General features: G+C 72.9%; 22 protein-coding genes. 10 read left to right on the top strand and 12 right to left on the bottom strand.

What is annotated here, in order from left to right; genetic code table 11:
* Positions 1-11: 11 nt before the first annotated feature.
* Positions 12-410, bottom strand: coding sequence for a hypothetical protein (locus tag AB0C76_RS23960; RefSeq protein WP_359968973.1), 399 nt, complete (start codon positions 408-410; stop codon positions 12-14).
* Between the two features lie 907 nt (positions 411-1,317).
* Here AB0C76_RS23960 and AB0C76_RS23955 point away from each other — a divergent pair.
* Positions 1,318-2,475 carry a competence protein CoiA family protein gene (locus AB0C76_RS23955; RefSeq protein WP_359968970.1) on the top strand — a complete coding sequence of 386 codons (1,158 nt, stop codon included), beginning with the start codon at positions 1,318-1,320 and terminating at the stop codon, positions 2,473-2,475.
* A gap of 390 nt (positions 2,476-2,865) precedes the next feature.
* On the opposite strand, the gene AB0C76_RS23950 is transcribed toward AB0C76_RS23955, so the two are convergent.
* The 3 genes from AB0C76_RS23950 to AB0C76_RS23940 form a co-directional block, all read right to left on the bottom strand.
* Complete coding sequence (locus tag AB0C76_RS23950; protein WP_359968967.1) at positions 2,866-3,873, bottom strand: TauD/TfdA family dioxygenase; 1,008 nt, start codon at positions 3,871-3,873, stop codon at positions 2,866-2,868.
* A gap of 41 nt (positions 3,874-3,914) precedes the next feature.
* A complete protein-coding gene (locus AB0C76_RS23945; RefSeq protein WP_359968964.1) occupies positions 3,915-4,958 on the bottom strand; it encodes a hypothetical protein in 1,044 nt (347 codons plus the stop codon).
* Between the two features lie 401 nt (positions 4,959-5,359).
* Positions 5,360-6,292: a DMT family transporter gene (locus tag AB0C76_RS23940; protein ID WP_359968999.1), complete on the bottom strand. Its 933-nt coding sequence runs from the start codon at positions 6,290-6,292 to the stop codon at positions 5,360-5,362.
* Positions 6,293-6,372: 80 nt separating this feature from the next.
* Here AB0C76_RS23940 and AB0C76_RS23935 point away from each other — a divergent pair, with 80 nt between their 5' ends.
* Complete coding sequence (locus AB0C76_RS23935) at positions 6,373-7,317, top strand: LysR family transcriptional regulator (RefSeq protein ID WP_359968961.1); 945 nt, start codon at positions 6,373-6,375, stop codon at positions 7,315-7,317.
* Positions 7,318-9,341: 2,024 nt separating this feature from the next.
* Here AB0C76_RS23935 and AB0C76_RS23930 read toward each other — a convergent pair.
* From AB0C76_RS23930 to AB0C76_RS23920, 3 genes are all read right to left on the bottom strand, one after another.
* Positions 9,342-10,199, bottom strand: a complete 858-nt coding sequence (locus AB0C76_RS23930; RefSeq protein ID WP_359968958.1) for a carbohydrate ABC transporter permease — start codon at positions 10,197-10,199, stop codon at positions 9,342-9,344.
* Entirely contained in the window at positions 10,196-11,137 is a 942-nt protein-coding gene (locus tag AB0C76_RS23925) for a sugar ABC transporter permease (protein ID WP_359968955.1), read from the bottom strand. The genes AB0C76_RS23930 and AB0C76_RS23925 overlap by 4 nt, the downstream gene beginning before the upstream one ends.
* 78 nt (positions 11,138-11,215) lie before the next feature.
* Positions 11,216-12,541 carry a sugar ABC transporter substrate-binding protein gene (locus AB0C76_RS23920; RefSeq protein ID WP_359968952.1) on the bottom strand — a complete coding sequence of 442 codons (1,326 nt, stop codon included), beginning with the start codon at positions 12,539-12,541 and terminating at the stop codon, positions 11,216-11,218.
* Positions 12,542-12,644: 103 nt separating this feature from the next.
* Here AB0C76_RS23920 and AB0C76_RS23915 point away from each other — a divergent pair, with 103 nt between their 5' ends.
* Positions 12,645-13,919, top strand: a complete 1,275-nt coding sequence (locus AB0C76_RS23915) for an ROK family transcriptional regulator (protein WP_359968949.1) — start codon at positions 12,645-12,647, stop codon at positions 13,917-13,919.
* A 7-nt stretch (positions 13,920-13,926) separates the two neighbouring features.
* Here the strand turns inward: AB0C76_RS23915 and AB0C76_RS23910 are convergent, their stop codons facing one another.
* Positions 13,927-14,829 (bottom strand): alpha/beta hydrolase, encoded by a 903-nt coding sequence (locus AB0C76_RS23910; RefSeq protein ID WP_359968946.1) that lies wholly within the window; start codon positions 14,827-14,829, stop codon positions 13,927-13,929.
* A gap of 42 nt (positions 14,830-14,871) precedes the next feature.
* Here AB0C76_RS23910 and AB0C76_RS23905 point away from each other — a divergent pair, with 42 nt between their 5' ends.
* The 4 genes from AB0C76_RS23905 to AB0C76_RS23890 all read left to right on the top strand — a co-directional run bounded on the left by AB0C76_RS23905 (position 14,872) and on the right by AB0C76_RS23890 (position 16,737).
* Positions 14,872-15,348, top strand: a complete 477-nt coding sequence (locus AB0C76_RS23905; protein ID WP_359968943.1) for a MarR family transcriptional regulator — start codon at positions 14,872-14,874, stop codon at positions 15,346-15,348.
* A 113-nt stretch (positions 15,349-15,461) separates the two neighbouring features.
* Complete coding sequence (locus tag AB0C76_RS23900; protein ID WP_359968940.1) at positions 15,462-15,923, top strand: SRPBCC family protein; 462 nt, start codon at positions 15,462-15,464, stop codon at positions 15,921-15,923.
* Positions 15,920-16,258, top strand: a complete 339-nt coding sequence (locus AB0C76_RS23895; protein WP_359968937.1) for a helix-turn-helix domain-containing protein — start codon at positions 15,920-15,922, stop codon at positions 16,256-16,258. Before AB0C76_RS23900 ends, AB0C76_RS23895 begins: the two co-directional genes overlap by 4 nt.
* Positions 16,259-16,296: 38 nt before the next feature.
* Positions 16,297-16,737 (top strand): SRPBCC domain-containing protein, encoded by a 441-nt coding sequence (locus AB0C76_RS23890; protein WP_359968934.1) that lies wholly within the window; start codon positions 16,297-16,299, stop codon positions 16,735-16,737.
* Positions 16,738-16,793: 56 nt separating this feature from the next.
* Here the strand turns inward: AB0C76_RS23890 and AB0C76_RS23885 are convergent, their stop codons facing one another.
* A complete protein-coding gene (locus AB0C76_RS23885; RefSeq protein WP_359968931.1) occupies positions 16,794-17,192 on the bottom strand; it encodes an Imm50 family immunity protein in 399 nt (132 codons plus the stop codon).
* Complete coding sequence (locus tag AB0C76_RS23880; RefSeq protein ID WP_359968928.1) at positions 17,185-17,700, bottom strand: Imm50 family immunity protein; 516 nt, start codon at positions 17,698-17,700, stop codon at positions 17,185-17,187. Before AB0C76_RS23880 ends, AB0C76_RS23885 begins: the two co-directional genes overlap by 8 nt.
* Before the next feature lie 94 nt (positions 17,701-17,794).
* Here AB0C76_RS23880 and AB0C76_RS23875 point away from each other — a divergent pair, with 94 nt between their 5' ends.
* Together AB0C76_RS23875 and AB0C76_RS23870 are read left to right on the top strand one after the other, a co-directional pair.
* Positions 17,795-17,959: a hypothetical protein gene (locus AB0C76_RS23875; protein ID WP_359968925.1), complete on the top strand. Its 165-nt coding sequence runs from the start codon at positions 17,795-17,797 to the stop codon at positions 17,957-17,959.
* Positions 17,960-18,281: 322 nt separating this feature from the next.
* Positions 18,282-19,496, top strand: coding sequence for an enoyl-[acyl-carrier-protein] reductase FabV (locus AB0C76_RS23870; RefSeq protein WP_359968923.1), 1,215 nt, complete (start codon positions 18,282-18,284; stop codon positions 19,494-19,496).
* A 7-nt stretch (positions 19,497-19,503) separates the two neighbouring features.
* Here the strand turns inward: AB0C76_RS23870 and AB0C76_RS23865 are convergent, their stop codons facing one another.
* Both AB0C76_RS23865 and AB0C76_RS23860 read right to left on the bottom strand, forming a co-directional pair.
* Positions 19,504-19,854, bottom strand: a complete 351-nt coding sequence (locus AB0C76_RS23865) for a MazG nucleotide pyrophosphohydrolase domain-containing protein (protein WP_359968920.1) — start codon at positions 19,852-19,854, stop codon at positions 19,504-19,506.
* A gap of 125 nt (positions 19,855-19,979) precedes the next feature.
* Entirely contained in the window at positions 19,980-20,885 is a 906-nt protein-coding gene (locus AB0C76_RS23860) for a LysR substrate-binding domain-containing protein (RefSeq protein WP_359968917.1), read from the bottom strand.
* Positions 20,886-21,018: 133 nt separating this feature from the next.
* On the opposite strand from AB0C76_RS23860, the gene AB0C76_RS23855 reads away from it, so the two are divergent.
* Positions 21,019-21,732, top strand: coding sequence for a flavodoxin family protein (locus AB0C76_RS23855; RefSeq protein WP_359968915.1), 714 nt, complete (start codon positions 21,019-21,021; stop codon positions 21,730-21,732).
* Positions 21,733-21,881: the final 149 nt, after the last annotated feature.

The following is a 21,881-nucleotide window of genomic DNA, read 5'->3' as shown; positions in this document are numbered from 1 at the left end:
GTGGCGGCCAGTCAGATCTTCAGGGCCCTCACCCGCACCCGTCGTCGCGGCCACGCGGCGGGCAGGCCGGTGGCCAGCGCCACAGCGGCGAACAGGGCGAGATGACCTGCCTCGGCGCCCGACCAACCGAGTTCGGCGTAGCGGTGTTCGGTGAAGCCGTCGAAGAACAGCCAGGCCGAGATGGCCGTGAGTGGCGCGGCCTGCGGCCGGGAGACGGTCCCCATCAGGGCGCAGAGCGCGGCGTACGCGCCCACGGCGGGCCACCCCGTGCGCACTCCGGCGGCCAGGGCGAGCCCGGCCGCGAGTACGGCACCCGCGACGAGCGTGACGGCGACGGACGTCCCCGGCGACAGCCGCCGGAGCACCGGGTAGTACGTGCGGCCGCCGGGCCGGGCGGAGTACATCTGCACGGACGGGTACTCCTCGTGCCACTCGTGCCGTCGGGCCGGCGGGCGCCGGCGGTGCGGCTCCCCAGCAAAGGCCCCGGTCGGGAACGGGAGGCGCGTTCTTGACGCGATCCTGATGCGCACGGGCGTGATCCGAACGAAATCTTGACGGCGCGCCGCATCAGGCACCCGAATGCCGACGGCCGGACGGGCGTCAGGGTTTCGTCAGAGCCGGGCCCGTCGGCGCCAGGCTTCCGTCAACCCGGGTGCGCCGGAGCCGCACCGGGTGAGCCACTGGTGCCGTGTCCGCCCCTACCGCCATGACCCCTCTCCTGCCCTCCGCCAGCCGACTGCCCTTCGAGGAGCCCGGCACCGAGGCGATCGCCGCCCACGTCGAGCGCACCGGCCACGGCGGCTGGTGGGCCGACCGGCCCGACTCCGCCCGGGTGCTCCTGGTGCACAGCGGGCCCGAGCGTCTGCTCCGCGGTGACCCGCGACACCTCGACCAGTCGGCCCTGGCCCCGCTCGGACGCGGCCAGTTCACGGCGCCGGACCACTTACCTCCGCAGATCCATGGTCCCCCGGTGCGGGCGCAGCGCACGGCCGCAGCGGCGGACGGACGAGCGGGGGGTGCGGGCCCCGGGTCTTGCCCGGCGGCGGGCGGACCCGGACGGCGGTTCCGGGCTTCGGCCTCTGACCGGCCCTGGAGGCCGCGCGACGGCGAGGCCGGGGCTCGCTGGTGCGCCACCGGCCCGCCCTACGGTGTCGGGGCCGGACGGCGAGCTCATCGCTGCTCCGCCCGGTCCCGCGTCGGCCGAGCCGGAACCCGATCCCGCCCGCCTGGCACAATCGTGCGATCATGACGGCGCGGTCATGAACTCCCCGCGGGCGGGGAAGGACTGACGCCGGGGGAGGAAGAGGGGAGGGCTCCGTGGCGTTCACCGCGATGCACGGAGATCGGGGCCGACTGGACGCGACACAGGACGACCTCGGCTGCGGATGGGCGTGGACCGCGGTCCACCGCGCGAGGCCGCGGGTGCCGCTCGCGTGCCCGGAGTGCGGACACGGCCTCCACGCGAAGGTCTCGCCGGCCGGGCTGCGGTTCTTCGCCCACGACCGCGGAGCACCCACCTGCGGGCTGGCGCAGGAGAGCATGGAGCACCACCTCGTGAAGCTGCGGCTCGCACACGCCGCACGGGCCGCCGGCTGGTACGCCGACCTCGAAGTCCGCGCCCCGGACGGCAGCTGGCGGGCCGACGTCATGGCCTCCTCCTCCGACGGCACCCACCGCATGGCGTGGGAGGCGCAACTCTCCCCGATCACCCGCGACGAGGTCCGCGAGCGCACCGAGCGGTACGCCGCCGACGGCATGGACGCCTGTTGGGTGGCCTTGTCCGCCCGGACGTGGGTCGGCGCCGTCCCGTCCATCGTCGTCTCGGCGCCCCGGCCCGGCGCCGGCGACCAGTGGACCGCGGACAGCGGACTCAGCCGGTTCACCGTCACCCCGTGCCGGAAGAAGTGCCGATGCCCACACGGACACGGCGAATGGAAGACCGTCACCGCCCCACTGGACGACTTCGTCGCGTGGGTCCTCGGCCGCCGCGTCATCCCCCACCGGATTCCCGCCGGCGAGGACGACCACCGGACGCTGTGGACCGCACCGCGATACGTCGAGCAGGCGGCCGCGCACGCCGACGCCGACCAGCGCCACCGGACCGAGCGCAAGGAACGCGACGAGCGGCGCCGGCACGAGCGGCACGCCCGCCCGGTGGGGAAGGACTGGCGGACCGCCATGCCGCTCGGACGCCGATGGCGGCTGGAGGCCGCAGCCGCCCGATGGACGGAGAAGGACAGCGGACGACCCGCCCGGCTCGCCCACGAACAGATCACCGACGACCGCTGGGCGGGCGGCCTGCCCGTCTACGTCTCCGGCCACCCCTACGCCGTGCTGCTCCCCTCGGCCGGCCACGCCGACTGGAGCGCGCTCGCCGGCCTGGTCATACTCACCGTCGGCGACGGCGAGCGCCGACGGACCGTCGAACACGCGCCCGCCCTCACCCGGGTCGTCGACCTGGCGGCCTGGCACTGACGGCGCGCGAGATGCGATCGACGGCCCGTGGTGGGGCTGGTCGGGGTCGCGGCGTGCGACGCCCCGTGGGGAGGCGAGTCCGAGCATCCGCTCCCGTGCGAGCAGCGGGACGCTTCGGTCCTTCGCCGCACCGCGCCTGCCGACCCGTCCACGAGCAACAGCACCGGACTCTCGACGTCGTGAGGGTCGGTTCGCGCGGCCAGGACGACGACCTCCTGGGTCCTGCTGCGGTCGATCGGCTGGTGGGGCACGCTCGACGGGATGTGGGTGTACCTGCTCCGTCGTCAGCGGCGGAATCACCGTGCCGCTCCGGCAGGGCCCGCGCGCCAGGCCGTGGGGAAGGCTTCGCGATTCGCACCTCCGGTCGGCGACGACCCCTTGCACGTCCCGTCAGCGGGCGAGTACGTGGCCGTCGTCGGGGCGGTGGTCGCGGGAGCGGCGCAGGTCGGTGGTGACGTAGGTGCGTTGCAGCCAGCGGTCCGCTCCGTCGTAACGGGGCCGGAAGGAGGTGCGACCGTGGACGGTGACGCGGTTGTCGATGACGACCAGGTCGCCGGGCGTGAGGCGCAGGGTGCGGGCACTCACCTCGCAGGCGCGCCCGAATTCGGCCAGCGCCGCGGTGGCCCGAGGGGTGAGCGGGGTGGTGACGAGCTGGGCCATGCGGATGTCGGGATCCTCGGCTGCTCCGGACAGCACCGGCCGGGGTTCGGTGTCAGGCTCGCCGGTGGCGGTGCCGGGGCCGAAGGAGGGTGGCCGCGTGGTGATGAACTCCGGTGCGAACAGGGCTTGGCGGCCGGCCGTGGAGAGGAGCGGCAGCGCCTCGCGAAGGCCGGCGACGCGCATGCCGGCGATCCGGTCGTGGTCAGCCCGCAGGCACAGGAAGACCACGTGGTCCGGTGGGTGAGGATGGAATCCGTTCTCGGTGTGGAAGGACAGCGGCACCGAACCGGCGTTGCCGTGGAACGTCTCCTGTCCGGGCACGGGCACGACATCCTGCACGAGGGCGCCCGACTTCTCGGCCAGGTAGGCGAGCGGCTCGCCGAGCCCGCAGGCCACCATGGTGAGCACCGCGGCCGGAACGGTCGCCTGGCGCTGGACCGAGCCGGGTACGGCCGGGGTCGCCGGCAGGGCCGCCTGGTCGACGGGCAGGCCGCCGATCACCAAGGTGCCGTGCGGGCCGGAGTGCCTCCGGAACCGGCGCACCGCGCGGCGCAGCGACAGCGGGAGGTCCTCCCAGGCGTCCCGGGCCCGTTCCACCCACTGGGGGCTGTCGACCTGGTCGTGCCCGCTGCCACACAGGGTGCGGGCCAGCCGCTCGCACGCGTCGGCATCGGCCGGATCCAGTTCCCAGTCGGCCGCCGCAGTGGGTTGGACAGTGCCGGGCGTCGTTCCGGGCATCAAGGTCTCCTACCGGGGGTGCGGATGGCGGACATGCGGACTCAGGAGTGGCGCAGGCCGGTCACGGCGTCGGCGACGTAGTGGTCGCCGAACCGGATCAGGGGGGCGTACTGGGCCGCACGGCGATGGCGCATGAGCCGTAGTTCGGCGACGGCATTGTCGGGGCCTTCGGGCCGCTGAGCGATGGAGCGACGCAGATGGACCATCGAGTACGCGAGGGTGACGTGCCGTTCGGCGTCCACGATGTCGGCCTCCAGGAGGGCACCCCGCGCCTCTGCCAGCTCGGGGGCACGGTCCGCCAGCTGCTCGAAGGACTCGGGCACCAGCGCGAGCAGGTCCTTCATCGCCGCCCGGAACAGCTTGTAGCCGCGGTGCTGGCGCCCGCTCAACGGGACGTCCGTCGACGGAGGCGCCATGGTCTGGCGTATCGCCGCCATGTAGTAGTCGGCCGGGATCGTACTCGCGTGGTTCATGGCCGCTGGGAAGCCGCGGACGTACACCGTCGCATCCGCCAGGCGCAGCAGCGCGACATCACCTTCCCCGTGCCGCAGTTGGCGGGCGGCGTCGGCCACGGCGACCGCGGCGCAGACGTTGAACAGGACATGAACCTGGTGGCCGATGAGCCACCGAGCGCTCCACACCGTCTCCAACGACGGACCGTCCCCGGCGTCGGGGACAGTCACCGCCGGAACGGAGCCGGGGTCGTCGCCCGGTACTGCGCCGGTGAGGTCGAGCACCGACTGCCGCATGGCCGCAACCTCCAGCGCCAGGTCGGCACCCGACAGCGGAGCGTCGCACAGGTCCTCCAGGCCGCGGTGGATGACCATGGCGCCGTGCAGGGCGGCCTGCTGATCCGACAGCTCCACCTCGCGGACCCGGAAGTACGACTGACTGGTCGACTCCGCCGGAACATCCTCACCGGCCAGCGCCGGAGCCAGAGCCGACAGCGCGGCCACCAGTTCACCGGCAGCCGCAGTGGCCTGCCGCAGCGCGACCGCCCGCTCGACAGGCCGGTCGTGGGTCGCCACCCCGGCCAGCACGCGCGCGGTCCGCCCCGCCTCGGCATCGGTCCGCGGGCCGAGCACCGGAACTGACCGCCCGGCTCGGGGTTCACGGAAGACAGCGACAGCGGGATGACCGGCGACCGGTGATGAGCCCATGGTTGAAGTACTTTGCCAGGAACACGCCACACGAAACCCTGACCGGCAGGAGCGCGGCCGGCGGCGTCCAGTGCGTCTGCGGCCTCATCCGAGGCGGCACCAGGACGGGCAGACCGGGCCGGCCGCCTCGAAGGGGCCTGTTCGCGATCGATCGGCCGCGCGACTGCTTCATCCGCTCCTGCCACGTCGAGCAGGTGCAGGAGCCTGCCCGGACCGGTGGCCCCGCTCGGCAGGGCGAAGGCCCGTGGCCGCCGGGCCGCCGATGCGTCCGATGCGCGTCGGGCGAGTCAGGCGTAGTCGGCGCCCGGTGGTGTCGAACAGGGCGATCAGGCGCTGACAGATGTCGTCGTCTGGCATGCTGTGGCCTCCTTCACGGTCTGCGCCGTGGCGCGGTGGGTGCGTTCGATGGCCTGTCCCCAGTAGGTCCCGGCGATCATCAGCACGGCACCGAGGGCGGCCCAGGCGGTGAGCCGTTCGCCGCCGAGGCCGAACCCGACGGCGACGGCCCAGATCGGTTCGGTTCCCAGCAGCAGGCTCGCCCGGCTGGCGGAGGTGCGTTGCACGGCCCGGGTCTGGGCGAGGAAGGCGAACACGCTGCAGAACAGGGCGAGATAGACCAGCTGGGTCCAGGTGGTGGCACTGCTGTGGGCCAGGTCGGGCAGGTGGCCGAGGGCGGCCGGCAGGAACAGTGCCGAACCGACGGCGGTCTGGACGCTCGTCAGGTGGAGCGGGTCCACGGGCCGTCCGGCGGTCAGCCGTCCGACGAGCGCGACGTGCCCGGCCCGTACGACCGCGGCGGCGAGCATCAGGGCGTCCCCGAGTCGCGGCGCATGCAGTCCGGTGCTTGAGCTCAGCAGCCCGACGGCCAGGACGCACAGGCCGGCGGCGAGGAAGAACGTCGCGGGCAGGCGGCGGCCCGCGCTCCGGTCCATCAGCGGAGTGAGCACGATGGTCAGGCTGATGATCAGACCGGCGTTGGCGGCACTCGTATGTGCCACCCCGTAGGTCTCCAGCACGAGGACGGCCGCCTGGGTGACGCCCAGAACGGCCCCGGTGCGCACCTCGTCGCGGGTGGGGCGCCGCGCCCGGCGGCCGAAGCCGACCAGGGCGCCGCAGGCGAGCGCGGATATCGCGTACCGGGCGAACAGCACCACCAGGACCGGGAGCGCGGCGGTGGCCGTCTTGGCCGCCAGATAGCTGGAGCCCCAGACGAGTGCGACCAGGAGGAGTACCGCATCGGTGCGGCGGGCAACGGGCATGCCCCCACGCTGCCCGACCAGGGAGTTGAAGGCCATCACCAACTTCTTCAACGAACCTGTAGCAGCCCTACACTGTCCGCGTGGACGAGAGGCAGCTGCGGGTCCTGCGGGAACTGGGAGAACTGGGGAGCATCACCGCGGTCGCCGAGGCGCTGCACGTGACGCCGTCCGCGATCTCGCAGCAGCTGAGGCTGCTGCAGCGTTCGATTCCCGTCCCGCTCACCGAACGCGCCGGGCGCCGGGTGGTGCTGACGGACGCCGGGCGAGCCCTGGCGGTGGCGGCCATCGAGGTCGAGAGCGCTCTGGCCAGGGCGCGCCACACCGTCACCGACTTCGTGGAACAACCGGACGGCGAGGTCTCGGTGGCGGCGTTCCACAGCGCCGCGTCGGCGTTCTTCCCGCTCCTGCTGCGCGGCCTCGCCGGCGCGGGTCACCCTCGTCCGGCGCTGTCCGACGAGGATGTCGCCCAGGACCGCTTCCCCGCCCTCACCCGTGACCACGACCTCGTACTCGCTCACCGCCTCGACCACGCTCCGCCCTGGCCGCGCACCGTGATCGCCCTCACCTTGCTGCGCGAGCCCCTCGACGTCGCGCTGCCGGCCGACCACCCGCTGGCCTCCGAGCCGCGGCTCTCACCGCAGGACGTGGCCGACCAGCCGTGGATCACGGTCCACGACGGCTTCCCGCTGATGGCCACCATCGAGGCCATCGCCAGCGCCGCCAACCGCCGGCTCGACATCGTCCACCGCATCAACGAATTCGCGGTGGTCGCCGAGGTGGTGGCCGCCGGCGGCGGGCTGGCCCTGATGCCGCGCTGGACCACCCGTCCGCACCCCGACGTCGTCCTCAGACCGCTGAGCGGAGTCCAGGCCCTACGGCACGTCGACGTGCTCCACCGGCCCGAGCGAACCGCGCGGAAGGCCGTCCGGACGGTCCTCGCCGAACTGCACCGCGCCGCCGGGACGATCCGGGCCCGGGACACCGGCGCGCCCCGGCCGGACACCGGCTCCCCGGGCGGTCCGTGATCGCCGCAGGAGTGTGAGGTGTTCCGCCGCCAGGTGCACGGCACGGGCGCCGTCGGTCGGCTCGCGGCGCCATTCGACGAGCAGCCAACCCCGGTGCGGCACCGGCACGTCGAACTCGACGGTGCTGCCGCTCACGACCGCCGGGACGGACTCCGGGGCGGCCAGCGGGCGAAGTAGCGTCGCCTCCGCTCCGGTGGGGATGTCCGGCAGGTGGATGCGGACGCGGGCCGGGTCGGCGCTGCCGTTGGCCACGGCGAGGCGCAGGCCGTCGGGGGTGCGGGAGAGTTGGGGGATCAGGTGGGGGCCGCCGGTCACCAGCGGCAGGGCCGGGACCTCGCCCTCCAGGTACCGGAGCATCGCGTGCAGCAGGTGCTGCCCGTCGTCGTCGCACGGCTGCAGGTGCACCGCCGTCGCGGCCAATACACAGACCCGGCCGCCGAGTTCATTGGCGTGGACGCACCGGCCCGGGCCCCACACCCGTAGGTCCGGGGTCAGGATCTCCGTCCAGGTCTCGGTGTCCGCCGCGGGCCGGAGCCGGGCGAGTGCGGGCTGGCCGTTGACGGTCAAGAACACGTCGCCGCGGCGCTCCAGCGCGTACGGGCCCGGTGCGGAGGCCGATTCCCTCCCCACCACCTCCTCGACCGTCACGCCGAGCAGCTTCCCGAACCCCCGCTCGTCGAGGATGCGCGCCGCCGTGCCGTCCAGCAGCAGTCCCCCGCCGAGCATCCGCCGGAGCTCCGCGTCGCCGTACGCCCATGCCACCTGCCCGAACAGCACCCGCACCGGCGCGTCCCCGGCCGTCACCGGGACGCCGTAGCGCAGCAGGAAGTCCGCCGCCGGGCCGGGGTCGACGGCCAGGTCGGCGAGGTCCCCGCCCCGGGCGGTCCGCACGTGGGCGGCCGCGTCCTGCCGCACCGGCAGCGCCACACCGTAGGTGTCCCCCTTCGACGCCGCGAGGTCGAGCGCAGGCCGCGACCTGCGCAGCAGCTCGGCCACGTGCGGGAAGCGCCCGGCCCGGCCGGACTGCATCGGGTGGAGGTTGAGGAACAGCGCGTCCGAGCCCGCGAGTTGGGCGGCGACGAGCTCGGACCACGTCTGGGTGTCGGACTTCGACCACGCGGTGTGCGGCCAGTTCTCGACCTCCGGTTCGCTGCGCACGTGCGCGGGCCGAAGCGCGCGCTGCACCTCCAGCATCCAGACGGAGAAGCTCAGTTCGCGCCCCGGCGCGTCGCAGTAGCGGGCGAAGTGCGGCCGGTGCGAGACCCGTCCGTCGATGGCGAGCGCGTCGAACAGGGCCGGCCAGTCGCGGCCCTCGACGGAGTGGACGCCGGGCTCGGAGCTCATCAGCCCGAGCTGCGTCCGCCCGTCCGACCGTTCGGCGACGGCCTTCGACATCGCCTCGGCCACGTCCAACTGAGCTTCGCGCCAGATCCGTTGGAGCTGCACGCGCCAGGGGTGGGGATCGCCGGGGGCCGTCACGGCGGCGACGGCCTGCTCCCGGGTCACCGTCTCCCCCACCGCCTCCGCCAGCCGGTCGAGCATCAGCGGCTCGAAGCCGCCGCCCCACCCCAGCGGCGCGTGGTTGTGGTAGCGGAAGTCGTCCTCCAGCCAGAGCACCCGAGGTCCGAGCTCGGCGTACCGCCCGTAGTGGGCGGTGATCCACGAGCGGAAGCGCGGGCACGCGAAGGACGCCTGGGCGGTGGCGACCGTCCCGGTCGGGCCGACCATCGGGGCGAAGCCCAGCCGGTCGACGCGCCCCCGGTCGGCGTGCCCGGCCGTCACCCAGGGGTTGAGGCTGACGTCGAGCCCGGCCTCCCGCAGCGCCTCCGAGGCGACCCGGGCGGTCTCGTACAGCCGGTCCTCGGCGGCACCGGACGGGTGCCCGGCATGGAACTCCTCGGCCCCGAGCAGCAGGACGACCTCGTCGACCCCCGACTCCCGGCAGAACGCCACCAGTTCGGCGACGTCGGACGCAGCGTGGAGCTGGAACCGCAGGTGGTACCTGGCGGGCACGGCGGGCCTCCTCACTTGGTGCTGCCGGCGGTGAGGCCGGCGCGCCAGAACCGCTGCAGGGACAGGAACAGGACGACCAGCGGGATCGCGGACACCATGGCCGCCGTGACGACGACGTTGAGCTGTGGCGCACCGGGCCCGATCGCCCGCTGGGACTGCCAGCCCACGACGCCGACGGTGACCGGCTGGAGGTGGTCGTCGGCCAGCATCAGCACGGGGAGCAGGTAGTTGGTCCAGATGGCGACGAACTGGAACAGGAACACGGTCACGAGCGCGGGCGACATCACGCGCAGCGCGATGGTGGCGAAGATCCGCAGTTCGCCGGCGCCGTCGATCCGCCCGGCCTCGATGAGCTCGTCCGGTACGGACGCGGCGGCGTAGACGCGCGCGAGGTAGACCCCGAACGGGCTGACCATGCTGGGCAGCAGCACCGCCCAGTAGCTGTTGACCAGGTGCAGTCGGGAGAACAGCAGGTACAGCGGCACGGCCAGCAGCGGCTGCGGCACGAGCACGGCGGCGAGCACGCCGTTGAACGTCAACTCCCGTCCCCGGAAGCGGTATTTGGCCAGAGCGTACCCGGCCATGGCGGAGATGAGGGTGCTGACGCCCGCGCCGCCGACGGCGTAGAGGGCGCTGTTGCCGAGCCACTCCCAGTAGATGCCGCCCTGCCGGGTGAACACCTGCTCCAGGTTGTCGCGGAGCGCGAAGTCGCCGAACCAGAATCCGTTGCCGGAGAACAGCCCGTTGCTGGTCTTCGTCGACGCGACGAGCAGCCACCACACCGGCGCGAGGAAGTACCCGGAGGCGAGGATCAGCACGCCCGACACGAGCCAGCGGGAGACGGATTGACGCCCGGAGGTGGTGTTCACCGCGCGACCCCCCTGCGCTGGACGAGCTTGAGGAAGCCGAAGGAGAGCGCGAACGCGAGCACCGCGAGGACGACGGACTCGGTGGCCGCGAGGTTGAAGTTGTTGGCGTCCACGGCGTTGTAGGCGGCGTAGATGGGCGTGTAGGTGCTGCTCAGGTTCGGCGCCACGTTGTGCAGGATCGCCGGCTCGTTGTACAGCTGGGCGGTGCCGATGACGGAGAACACCGTGGTCAGGACGAGCGCCGGCCGGATCATCGGCACCTTGATGCGCCATGCGACGCCGAGGGCCGAGCAGCCGTCCATCAGGGCGGCCTCGCCGATCTCCGGCGGGACGGCCTGGAGGGCGGAGTAGAGGATCAGCATGTTGTAGCCGGTCCAGCCCCACGTGAGCATGTTGCCGATGGTGGGGCCGAGCATCCCGTCGGACGTCAGGTCGAGGTGCAGGCCGAGGTGCTCGGCCGCGGCGGTGACCGGGCTGAGCCCTGGAGCCACCAGGTAGGACCACATGATCGCGCCGACCACCCCCGGCAGGGCGTACGGCAGGAAGAAGGCCAGCCGGAAGAACCGCTTGAAGGGGGTCGACCTGGCGTCCAGGAGCAGCGCGAGTGCCAGCGCCAGCGCCAGCATCACCGGCACCTGGACGACGCCGATCAGCAGCACCCGCAGCAGCGAGCCGCGGAACGCCGGATCGCCCAGCGCCGTCGCGTAGTTGCCGAGGCCGGCGAACACCTGGGTGGGGGCGGTGAGGCCGAGCCCGGAGCGGCGCATCCGGAAGAGGCTCTGGTGGACGGTGTAGCCGATGGGCGCGAGGTAGAGGGTGGCGAACAGCAGCAGGAAGGGGGCCAGGAACAGCGCCGCCGTCCGGCCGTGGCGGCGCGGGCCTCTGGAGCCCCGCACGGACTTCCGCACTGCCGTGCGCCCGGCGTGGACAGTCGTCATGGGCGTGCTGCCTCCTCGTGGAGTCACCGTGGTGGGCCCGCGCCCGTCGGGGTGGCGCGGGGCCGAGTCGACAGGTGGTCAGCCGGCGGCGACGGCGAGGCCCTGCTGCTTCATGCCGGCCAGCGTCTTGCCCTGCACGTCCGCCAGCACCCCCGGCAGGGTCGCCCCGCCGGTGCCCGCCCTGCCGAGCCCGTCGCCGAGGTCGGTGGAGGTCTGGGTCATGGTGGGCCCCCACTGCCAGTCCGTGGCGACGTGCGCGCTCGCGGCCCGGAACACCTCGAAGATCACCTGCCCGCCGAAGAACGGATCGGGCTTGCCGAGCGCGGGATTGGCGAGCCCCGAGGTCGCGGCCGGGTAGATGCCGGTGACCGTGATCAGGTCGCCGACGCTGCCGGCGTCGGTGCTCATCCAGGTGGCGAACTCGGCCGCCTCCTTGGGGTGTGCGCAGCCCTTGAGGACGGCGGTGGCCGAGCCGCCGTCGTTGCCGTAGACGGGGTTGGCGGCGTCCCAGACGGGCATCGGCGCCACCGCCCACTGGCCCGCGCCGCTCTTGACGCTCGCCGCCAGCGTGGGGGCGTTCCACACCGCGTTGACGTCCGACAGGATCTTGCCGTCCGTCAGGTCCGCGTACAGCGAGGGGTCGTAACTCGGGTCCGTCTTCAGGAGCTTCCTGTCGAGCAGGTCCTGCCAGTAGCCGGCCACCTTCTTGTTGGCGGCGCTGTCGAGGCTCACCTGCCACCGGTCGTTCCCGGTGCCGAACCACTTGGCGCCCGCCTGCCAGGCGAGACCGGCGTAGTTGTAGGCGTCGTTGCCGAAGTCGCCGAGGTAGACGGTCGGGTCGGCGGCGTGCACCTTGGCGGCGTCGGCCGCGTACTCGTCCCACGTGACCGGGGGCGTGGTGATGCCGTACTTGGCGAACAGGTCCTTGCGGTAGAACAGTGCCATCGGCGCGGTGTCGACGGGGATCCCGTAGGTCTGCCCGCCGATCGTCACCTGGTTCCACGTCCACTCGGAGAACTGGGACTTGGCCTCCGCCGTGTACGTGGAGACGTCGGTGAGGGCGCCCGCGGCGGCGAAGCTCGGCAGGGTCTCGTACCCGACCTGGGCCAGGCACGGCGCGTTGCCCGCCTTGGCCGCCGTGAGCATCTTCGTGTACCCGCCCTTGGAGCCGGACGCGGTCCTGCCGAACGTCACCCGCACGTTCGGGTGGGAGGCGTTGAACTTCGCGACCACCTGGTCGTAGCCCGGGGCCCAGCCCCAGAACTCCAGCTCGACCGTGCCGCCCGCGGACGCCGGTCCCGGTGCGGCGCCGGACGATCCGGAGGAACAGGCGGCCGGCAGGGTCGACGCGGTGACGGCGGCCAGCGCGGCAACGAGCTTGGTGGTGATGGGACTTGGCTTCACGTGCGCCTCCTCGGTGAGGTACTGAGGGAACCTGGGCACTGCGAATTCGTTCGGTTATTGTTTGAACCAACTCCGGCCGAAGTCAAGGGACGAGGAGCAACCGATGGGATCCGCACACGACGGCACCGGCGTCCGGAACCTGGCGATGGCCGGACCGGCCGTCGCCCGCGACCGCTCCTCGTCCCGCCGCGCCAACCTCGGCCTCGTGCTGCGCCTCCTGCGCGACGACGGCCCCCGCACCCGCACCCGGATCGCCGACGACACCGGCCTGCCGAAGGCGACGGTCTCCAACCTGACCGCCGAGCTCCTGGACGGCGGCCTCATCCGCGAGGGCGGAACCGAGCGCGACCGCACCACCGTCGGCCGCCCGGGCCAGAGCGTCGAGATCGACGGCACCGGCGTCCACGGCATCGGCGCCGAGATCAACGTCGACTACGTCGGCCTCCTCGCCGTCAACCTCAAGGGCGAGGTCACCGCCGAGAAGCGCGTCCCCTTCGACGTCCGCGCCGCGGGGCCCGACGCCGTCCTCGACGCCACCGCCCGGCTGATCGCGCGCGGCGCCGAGCGCCTGCGCCGCGCCGGCGGCCGCGTCGTCGGCGTCACCCTCGCCACCCCGGGCACCGTCGACCTCGCCTCCGGCACCGTCACCTACGCCTCCAACATCGGCTGGAGCGGCGTCCGGGCGCTCGACGGCCTGCGCCGGCGCCTCGGCCCGACCGCCCCCGAACTGCACCTGGAGAACGACGCCAAGCTCGGCGCCCTCGCCGAGTACGTCCCGGCCTCCGCCGACGGCGTCCGCGACCTCGTGCACGTCACCGGCCAGACCGGCGTCGGCGTCGGCATCATCGCCGGCGGCCAGCTCCTGCGCGGCACCGGCGGCTACGCGGGCGAGGTCGGCCACCTCCGGCTGGTCCCCTCCGAGCAGCCCTGCGCCTGCGGCCGGCGCGGCTGCTGGGAGACGGCCGTCGGCCGCGACGCCCTCCTGCGCCACGCCGCCGACCCCGGCGACATGGTGTGGGACCCGATGATCGACGTCGCACGCCGCCTCACCGAACTGCGCGCCCGCGCCCAGGCCGGGGACCCCCGCACGCTCGATGCCCTCCATCGCATCGCCGACGCCCTGGCCCCCGGGATCGCCCTCCTCGTCGACATCCTCAACCCCCGGCTCGTCGTCCTCGGCGGCCACTTCGCCTTCTTCGGCGAACACCTCCTGCCCACCGTCACCGAGCAGGTCCACGACCTCGTGATGGCCCCGGACGCCGGCGGCTGCGAGATCGTCCTCTCCCGCACCGGCCTGACCGCCACGACCCGCGGTGCCGCGCTGCTCGCCCTCGACGCGGTCTACCGCGACCCGACGCGGGTGATGAGCACGGGCTGACGAGCCGTCAGCCTACCCCGCGCAGGCGCTGGGTGAGGAAGAGCGCCGCCCGGTCCAGCGCCTCGTCCGCCTCGTCCAGGACCCCGGCGAAGGCCTGGAACACGTGCGGCGCGTCGGCGGTGACGTCCAGGACGACGTCCACGCCGGCCGCCGCGGCGCGCGCGGCCAGGCGCGTGGAGTCGTCCATCAGGATCTCGTTGGCGCCCACCTGGACGAGCATCGGCGGGAAGCCGGTCAGATCGGCGCAGACGGCCGGACTGAGCAGCGGCTGGCGCGGGTCGGCCCCGGCGAGGTACATGGCGCCGGTGCGGTCGAGGTCCGCGCGGGTGAAGATCGGGTCGGCGTCCTGCTTGGTGACCATGCTGTCGCCGGTGCGGGTCGCGTCGGTGCCCGGCGACAGCGCCAGGACGGCGGCGGGCAGCGGCAGGCCCGCGTCCCGGGCGGCGAGGCAGGTGGTGACGGCGAGTCCACCGCCGGCCGAGTCCCCGGCGAACACGATCGACGACGGGTCCTCGCCGCGGTCGAGGAGGGCCCGGTAGGCGCTCAGCGCGTCCTCGATCGCGGCCGGGAACGGGTGCTCCGGGGCGAGCCGGTAGTCCAGCGAGTACGCCCCGACGCCGGTCCTGGCCACGAGGTTGCCCGTCAGTGACAGGGCCGTCCGGGGCGAGCCGTACACCCAACCGCCGCCGTGGAAGTACAGGATCGTCCCGGCGCGCGGCACGCCGTCCGGCTCGACCCTGAGGGCGGGCCGGCCGCCGAGCGCCGTCTCCGTGGTGCGGATGGTGCCGGGCACGATCATTCCGGCCATCAGCGCCTCGAATCCGGCCCGGATCTCCTCGACCGTCCGGTGCCCCTCGGGACGCGGCTGCCGCAGCAACGCGTCGATCCGCGCACGCTGTTCCCTGCTCATGGTGGTGCCCCCTCGAAAGTAGCTGCCGCTACACTATATGCCATGGAATCTACATCGAGGGGTGAGACGGTGGACCTCCCGGAGCTCTTCGCCGACCTGGTCCGGTGCGAGACGCGGCTCTACAACGCGCTCAACGACCGGCTCCGCGCCCGGCACGGCATCGTGACCTCGCAGTTCGAGTTCCTGCGGTACCTGCGCGACCACCCCGGAGCCCGCGTGGCGGACCTCGCCACCGCGTTCGCCATCGGCATCGGGGCGACCAGCAAGGGCGTCGACCGCCTGGAGAAACAGGGCTGGGTCGTCCGGCAGCCGAACCCCTCGGACCGCCGCTCCTCCCTGCTGGCCCTGACCGAGGACGGGGCGCAACTCGTCGCCGGGGCCGAGGGGACGTTCACGGCGGGGCTCGCCGAGCTGATCGGCGACACGCTCGACGACGCGTCGGCGGCGGCCGCCGCACAGGCGCTCGCGACGCTGCGCTCGGCGCTCGAACGCCGGCAGATCGGCATGCCCACGGGCTGACCGCTGCACGCCGGGCGGGCCCCCACCACCCCCAGGGCAACCATAGGTTGCACATCAGGACGGAGCGGCCTACCGTTATACGCAACCAAAGGTTGCATTAGGAGGAGAGCGGGATGGAGTACGGCAGCATCGCGCGGGAGATCCGCATCGAGGCCCCGCCCGAGGTGGTCTACGAGGTCATCAGCACGCCCGAGCACCTGAAGGAGTGGTGGCCGGACGAAGCGGACCTCAAGCCCGTCCCAGGGGCCACCGGGACCATCGCCTTCGGCGCGGGGACACCGGACGTGAAGGTCGAGTCACTCACGGTGGTGGAGGCCGATCCGCCGCGGCGGTTCAGCTTCCGCTGGGTCTGCGACGAGGGCCGGACCGCTGCGCCGGGCAACTCGCTCCTGGTCACCTTCGACCTGGTCCCGTCGGACGACGGCACGCTGCTGCGCTTCACCGAAACGGGCTTCCGGGAGCGGGGCTGGGAGGCGGCCGTCCTGGAGGAGGCGTACCGCGACCACGCCAGCGGCTGGGACTACTTCCTGCCCCGCCTCGTCGCGTACGTCGCCCGGGTGGTGGCGCGGCCGTGACCGTCGCCATCGACGACGAGCTCTGGTCCGCGGTGGGAGACCCCATCCGCCGCCGGATGCTCGACCTGCTCCTGACCGGCAACGGCGGGACGGCGACCACCCTGAGCGAGCAGCTGCCGGTCACCCGGCAGGCCGTCGCCAAACACCTCGGCGTCCTCGGCCGGGTCGGGCTCGTCCACGACACGCCCTCCGGGCGCGAACGCCGCTACGAGGTCGACGAGGCCCAACTCGCCCGCGCCGTCGCCCAGCTGTCGTCGGTCGGCGCCGCGTGGGACGCCCGCCTGCACCGCATCAAGCGGATCGCCGAGGCCATCCAACGCGGCCAGGAGAGCTGAGCCCGCACGAGAACCACACACGAGAGAGAGGTACCGCCATGGCGGACATCCTGCACCGGATCGGTGTCACGACGTCCCCGGAGGCCGTCTACACGGCCCTGACCACGGTCGACGGACTGTCGAGCTGGTGGACCGAGGACACCGACGGCGACGCCGGCCTCGGTGGCGTGGTCCGGTTCCGCTTCGGCCCCGGCGGCTTCGACATGAAGGTCCTGGAGACCGAGCCAGGCCGCCAGGTCCTCTGGGAGGTCATCGACGGCCCCGAGGAGTGGATCGGCACCCGCGTCCGCTTCGACCTCAAGCAGGAGGACGACTACACCATCGTGCTGTTCCGGCACCAGGACTGGAGGGAACCGGTGGAGTTCATGTACCACTGCAGCACCAAGTGGGCCACCTTCCTGATGAGCCTCAAGTCCGCACTCGAAACCGGCATGGGCGCGCCCGCGCCGCGCGACGTCAGGATCAGCAACTGGCACTGAACGGCCGCGTCGTGCGGCGAGGGCCGAGGTGTGTGCCCCTCGGTCCTCGCCGCACGTCACTCGTACCGGCTCCAGAGCCGTCCGACCGGCGGCTCGGCACGGATCTCGGCCGCCGTGAAGGACACGTGCTTGCCCCGCCCGCCGAGCACGACCCGCCTCCCCGTGAGCGTGGCGCGGGTCGTGGGCCGGCCCGACCACGCGTCCACCTCGAATTCCGTCACACCGAGGCAGACGAGCACGAACTCCACCGCGTTGTGGCCGCGCTCCCGCCACAGGTCCGCGGCACCGGCCGGGACGGCGAAGGCGGAGAACCTCAACGTGACGGACGTCCCGCGCTCGTCGACCAGGACGGACTCCAGACCGTAGTCGCTCAGCGGAGGCGGCGGTGCGCCGAGGACCTCGCGGAGCGTCCCGGGATCCGTCAACTCCGCCGACCAGTCGCGGTCGTCACCCATAGAACACCTTCGCGGTCGTGGGCGGCAGCACGCTGCCGTACAGGCGTCGGTCGACCGGGCTCACGAACCACCGCTTCGCCGCGTACGGCTCCGCCTCAGCGGAGCAGTACGCGTTGAGGTGCCCAGCCTTGAGCGCGGCGTGCGCGGTGAAGTCCAGCGAGAACCCCGGCCCGCGCACCCCGACCGCGATCCGGCGCTCACGGTCCCGCAGGTACCGGCTCAGCTCGACGTCGACCACGGTGCGGCCCGGCAGGCCCCGCATCCGCAGGTCCTCCTCCACCGCCGTGAACTCGATCTGCGCCTCGAACCGGTCACAGCCCGCATCCGTCCAGGCCAGCGGAGCGAGGTCGGGAAAGCACGGGAACTCGACCCGCAGGGTCACCCCGGCGCCGCGCGGGTTCAGCTGCACCGACCGGAGCACCAGGCCCTCCAGGGGCGGCAGTTCGGTGTAGAGCCCGGTCAACGGCCCGGAGCCGGACAACAGCTCCGGCCATGCGTCGGCCGACATGGGTACGCCCCTCCGGATGCCTCGTTCAACGTCTTGACCTGGGATGGTACTGCCCCACGTGCCCGGCCACAGCGCCACCGTCGGCCCGTCTGCGTTGAGTCGGAACGATGAGATCAAGGAGCGGACGGTCGCGGCCGGCACCGATCCCGCCGACGACCTCGACCTGCGGACGTTCGAGGCGTTCTTCCGCTCCATCGAGGAGCTGCTGCGGTCGGGGACGAACCTGGTGGCCGAGGCCGCTTTCCAGGACAAGCTGTGACGGCGCGGGCCCGTCCCGGGATCGCTCCGTCTCACCGCGATCCTCCGTCGGCTCGACGAGTCCGACGGATCATCAGATCGATTCCGCCTCCCGCCCGGCCCAGGGGGAGTCGATCAGCCGCGCATAGCCGTTCCGGCGAACCGCCTCACCCGAATCCACAGGTGACGGGCCGTCGCTGCGGTCGCCCACGAAGGCGCCGCGTGCGTAGGGACGGCTCCGACAAGATTCGCGAGCGGACCCTGGCGCATGTCGCCACATGCCCGCACCCGCCCACCCGACAGGATGAAGGCAACACGCTCGTCACCAGGCACGAAGGACACCGATGGCCCTCCGCGAGATCAAACCCGGCAACCGTGGCTTCCTCTACCTCAACTCCCACCCCGCGGGCTGCGCCGCCGTCGTCGACGAGCTGTGGGAGCGCGCCCCCGCACCCGTCGGCCCCGCACCCGCCGACCGCGCCACCGCGGACGGGCCCGTCGCCCTGATCATCGGCTCCAGCGCCGGTTACGGCCTCGCCGCGACCGTCGCCGCGCTGCGCACGTACGGCATGCGCGGGCTCGGCATCGCCTTCGAGGCCCCCGAGACCGAACGCCGCACCGCCTCCGCAGGCTGGTACCGGACGGCCCGTGCGGCAGAGCTCTCCGGGCCGGAGGGCGACTTCGCCTTCCTCAACGCGGACGCCTTCTCCGCCGCCGCCAAGGAGGAGGCGCTCGACCACCTCGCCGACCGGTACGGCAAGGTCGACTACCTCGTCTACAGCGTCGCCGCGCCCCGCCGCACCGACCCCGGCACCGGCGAGGTCCACCACTCGGTGATCAAGCCCCTGGGCTCCGCCTACCGGGCCAAGACCCTGCAGTTCGACGGCGACACCCCACTCGTCGGCTCGCTCGAACTCGCGCCCGCCACGGACGCGGAACGCGACGCGACCGTGCAGGTCATGGGCGGCGCCGACTGGAAGCTGTGGATCGACGCCCTGATCGACCGCGGCCTCGTCCGGGACGGCTTCCACACGGTGTCCCTGACCTACGTCGGCTCCGACCTCACCGCGCCGATCTACCGGGCCGGCACCATCGGCGCGGCCAAGCAGCACCTGGAGGACACCGCCCGCCGCCTCCAGCGGGACCTCGCCCCGCTCGGCGGCCGAGCCCACACCGTGGTCGCCGGCGCAGCCGTCACCCAGGCCTCCACCGCCATCCCGTCCATCGCCCTCTACACCAGCCTGCTGCACGCCGTCCTCGGCGACGGCTTCCAGAGCACCGCGCAGCAGGCCACCGCCCTGTGGGAACAGCTCACCGGCGCGGCGCCGCTCCAGCTCGACGAGCAGCAGCGGATCCGCCTCGACGGCTGGGAGATGGACGACAAGGTGCAGGCCGCCGTCCACGAGCACTGGGCCGCCGCGGCCACCGACACCCTGCCCGAACTCGCCGACACCGCCTGGTTCCGGGCCCAGGTCGGCCGCCTCTACGGCTGGGACGTCCCCGGCACCGACTACACCGCCCAGGCCGAGACGACGGTGCCCTGGCCGACCGGAACCTGATGTCGCGTCAGGATGTCTGCTCGGTCTCGGCGGTGGCGGCGAGCTTGCCGGCGATGGACGTGCCGAGGTCGGACATGGTCCGGCGGAAGGCTGCTTCGAGGTCCACGTCGTAGTGGTGGGCGAGGATCAGCACGGACCAGAGGCAGTCGGCGAGTTCGTGCTCCAGCGCCGGCCTGCCGCCGGGGACCTCGCGCGTGCCCTCCTCGGCCATGACGAGCTTGGCCAGGTCGCCGACGTCCCCGACGAATCCGAGCATGAAGTCGCTGCGCGTCCACGTCCGGCCGCGCTCACGGCGGTTCAACTCGTTGTAGAGGTCGTGGACGTGGAGCGCCTGACGCCTCAGTTCCTCGAGATCCATCGGACTCTCCCACGTCGACCCGGCCAGGGGTCGACCCTGCTCCGCCTGCCACTCCGTTGTCAACCCGGGCCGGCCCGCCGTTCAGGGACTCGGACACCGGGAACCGCCCCCGAAGGACCGACGGCTCAATGAGCGGCGGGCGCCGGTTCCTTCGAGGCGTGGAGCAGCAGGTCGCGCAGGGCTGTCGCCGTGTCCGTCGGGTCGGTGGGGGTGAGGACGACCTGGTCCACGGTCGTCGACGGGCCGGTGAGGGGGATGACGCGCAGGCCCGGGGGCTCGTGGTCGAGGGCGGACTCGACGGTGATGCCGATGCCCGCACCCGCCGCGACGTGGGCGGCGATGGCCTGCACGCTGTCGGCGGTCCTGATGATGCGGAGGTCGGCTCCGCCGATCTGGAAGGCGGCCAGGAGGCGGTCGCAGAGGCCGCTGTTGATCTGGTGCGGCCAGGTGAGCAGGTCGGCGGTGGAGAGCTCGGCCGCGCTCAGCTCGGCGTGCCCGGCCAGGGGGTGGGCGGCGGGGACGAGTGCCGTGAACCGTTCGGTGGACAGAACCCTCGCGCGGACGCCGTTGATGCCGCCGGTCGCCCAGCCGATGCCCAGGCCGATCGTCCCTGCGCGCAGGGCGGTGAGCTGGGCCGTGGTCGGCATGCACTCCGGCACGATCGTCACGTCGGGGAACCGGTCGCGCAGTTGCGGCAGGCAGCGCAACAGCAGCTGGTGGCCGGTGTATTCGGCGTGGGCGACGACGAGGGTGGTGCGGGCCCGGTCGCCGGCGGCCAGGGCGCGTCCGCGGTGCTGGAAGCGGCGCAGCTGGGCGAGGGTGGCCCGGGCGTCGGGCAGCAGCGCTTCGCCGAGATCGGTCAGGGCCACCCGTCGGCTGGTGCGGTGGAACAGCCGGCCGCCCAGGGCACTTTCCAGCCGCCGGACGGCGTCGCTGACGGTGGGCTGCCCGCGGTGCAGGCGTGCGGCGGCGCGGCCGAAGTGGAGTTCTTCCGCGACCGCGACGAATGCTTCGAGTTCGATCCTGTCCACGGGACCAGACTAGCGCGATCGATCGGCGGAGCCGATCGCTGCATGCCGGAGTTCGGCGTTGATGCCGTACCGCGGGCAGGCTGTGATGGTGGGGCAAGCAGGGCTTCCCCACGAACGGAAGTAGTGAACAGTCATGGCAGTCAATGGCGTTGACCGTGAGCGCGATGTACCGACCGTCACCGTCACCGTGGTCTACCACTCGGTGCACGGGCACACCAGGGTGCTGGCCGAGCACCTCGCGGACGGAGCCCGGGTGGTGCCGGGCGCGCAGGTGCACCTCGTCGAGATCCGCGCGGAGGAGGTCACGGCGGGCCGCTGGCGCGATCCGGAGGTGATGGCGCTGCTCGACCGCTCCGACGCGATCGTCTTCGGCAGCCCGACGCTGATGGGCAGCGTGTCGGCGGTGTTCAAGGCGTTCATGGAGGCGGCGTTCACCCCGTTCACGACGCAGGGGTGGAAGGACAAGCTGGCCGGCGCGTTCACCATGTCCGCCTCGCAGAGCGGTGACAAGCTGACGGTCCTGGAGCAACTGGCGGTCTTCGGCGCCCAGATGGGCATGCAGTGGGTCGGCGTCGGTGACATGCCGGGCAACAACTGGAGCGGCGGCACCCGCGACGACGTCAACCGGCTGGGCTCGTGGCTCGGCCTGATGAGCCAGAGCCACGCCGACCTGGGCCCGGAGCACGCCGGATCGCGCGGCGACCTGATCACCGCGGAACGCTACGGCGAGCGGATCGCACGCCTGGCCCAGCGCTGGGTCAACGCGGTGCCGTACGAGACGCCCCGGATGACCGAGCACGAGGCCCGCGACCTGTCGACCGCCCTCCGGGCGACGGCCGACGCCTGACCTGTCGGTGGCCCCTCACGGGCGTCCGCGAGGGGCCACCGGGGTCGAACTCCCGGTACGCGGCGTCGCGGGGTGACCTCACCGTGCGGGAGTCCCGCTGCCGACCGCGACGAAAAGCCGTTGGCCGGGAAGCACCTCACCTGGAACGA

Origin of the sequence: Kitasatospora sp. NPDC048722 (assembly GCF_040650235.1) — a bacterium.
GTDB lineage: Bacteria > Actinomycetota > Actinomycetes > Streptomycetales > Streptomycetaceae > Kitasatospora.
This window is presented reverse-complemented; position numbering and strand designations above follow the sequence as displayed.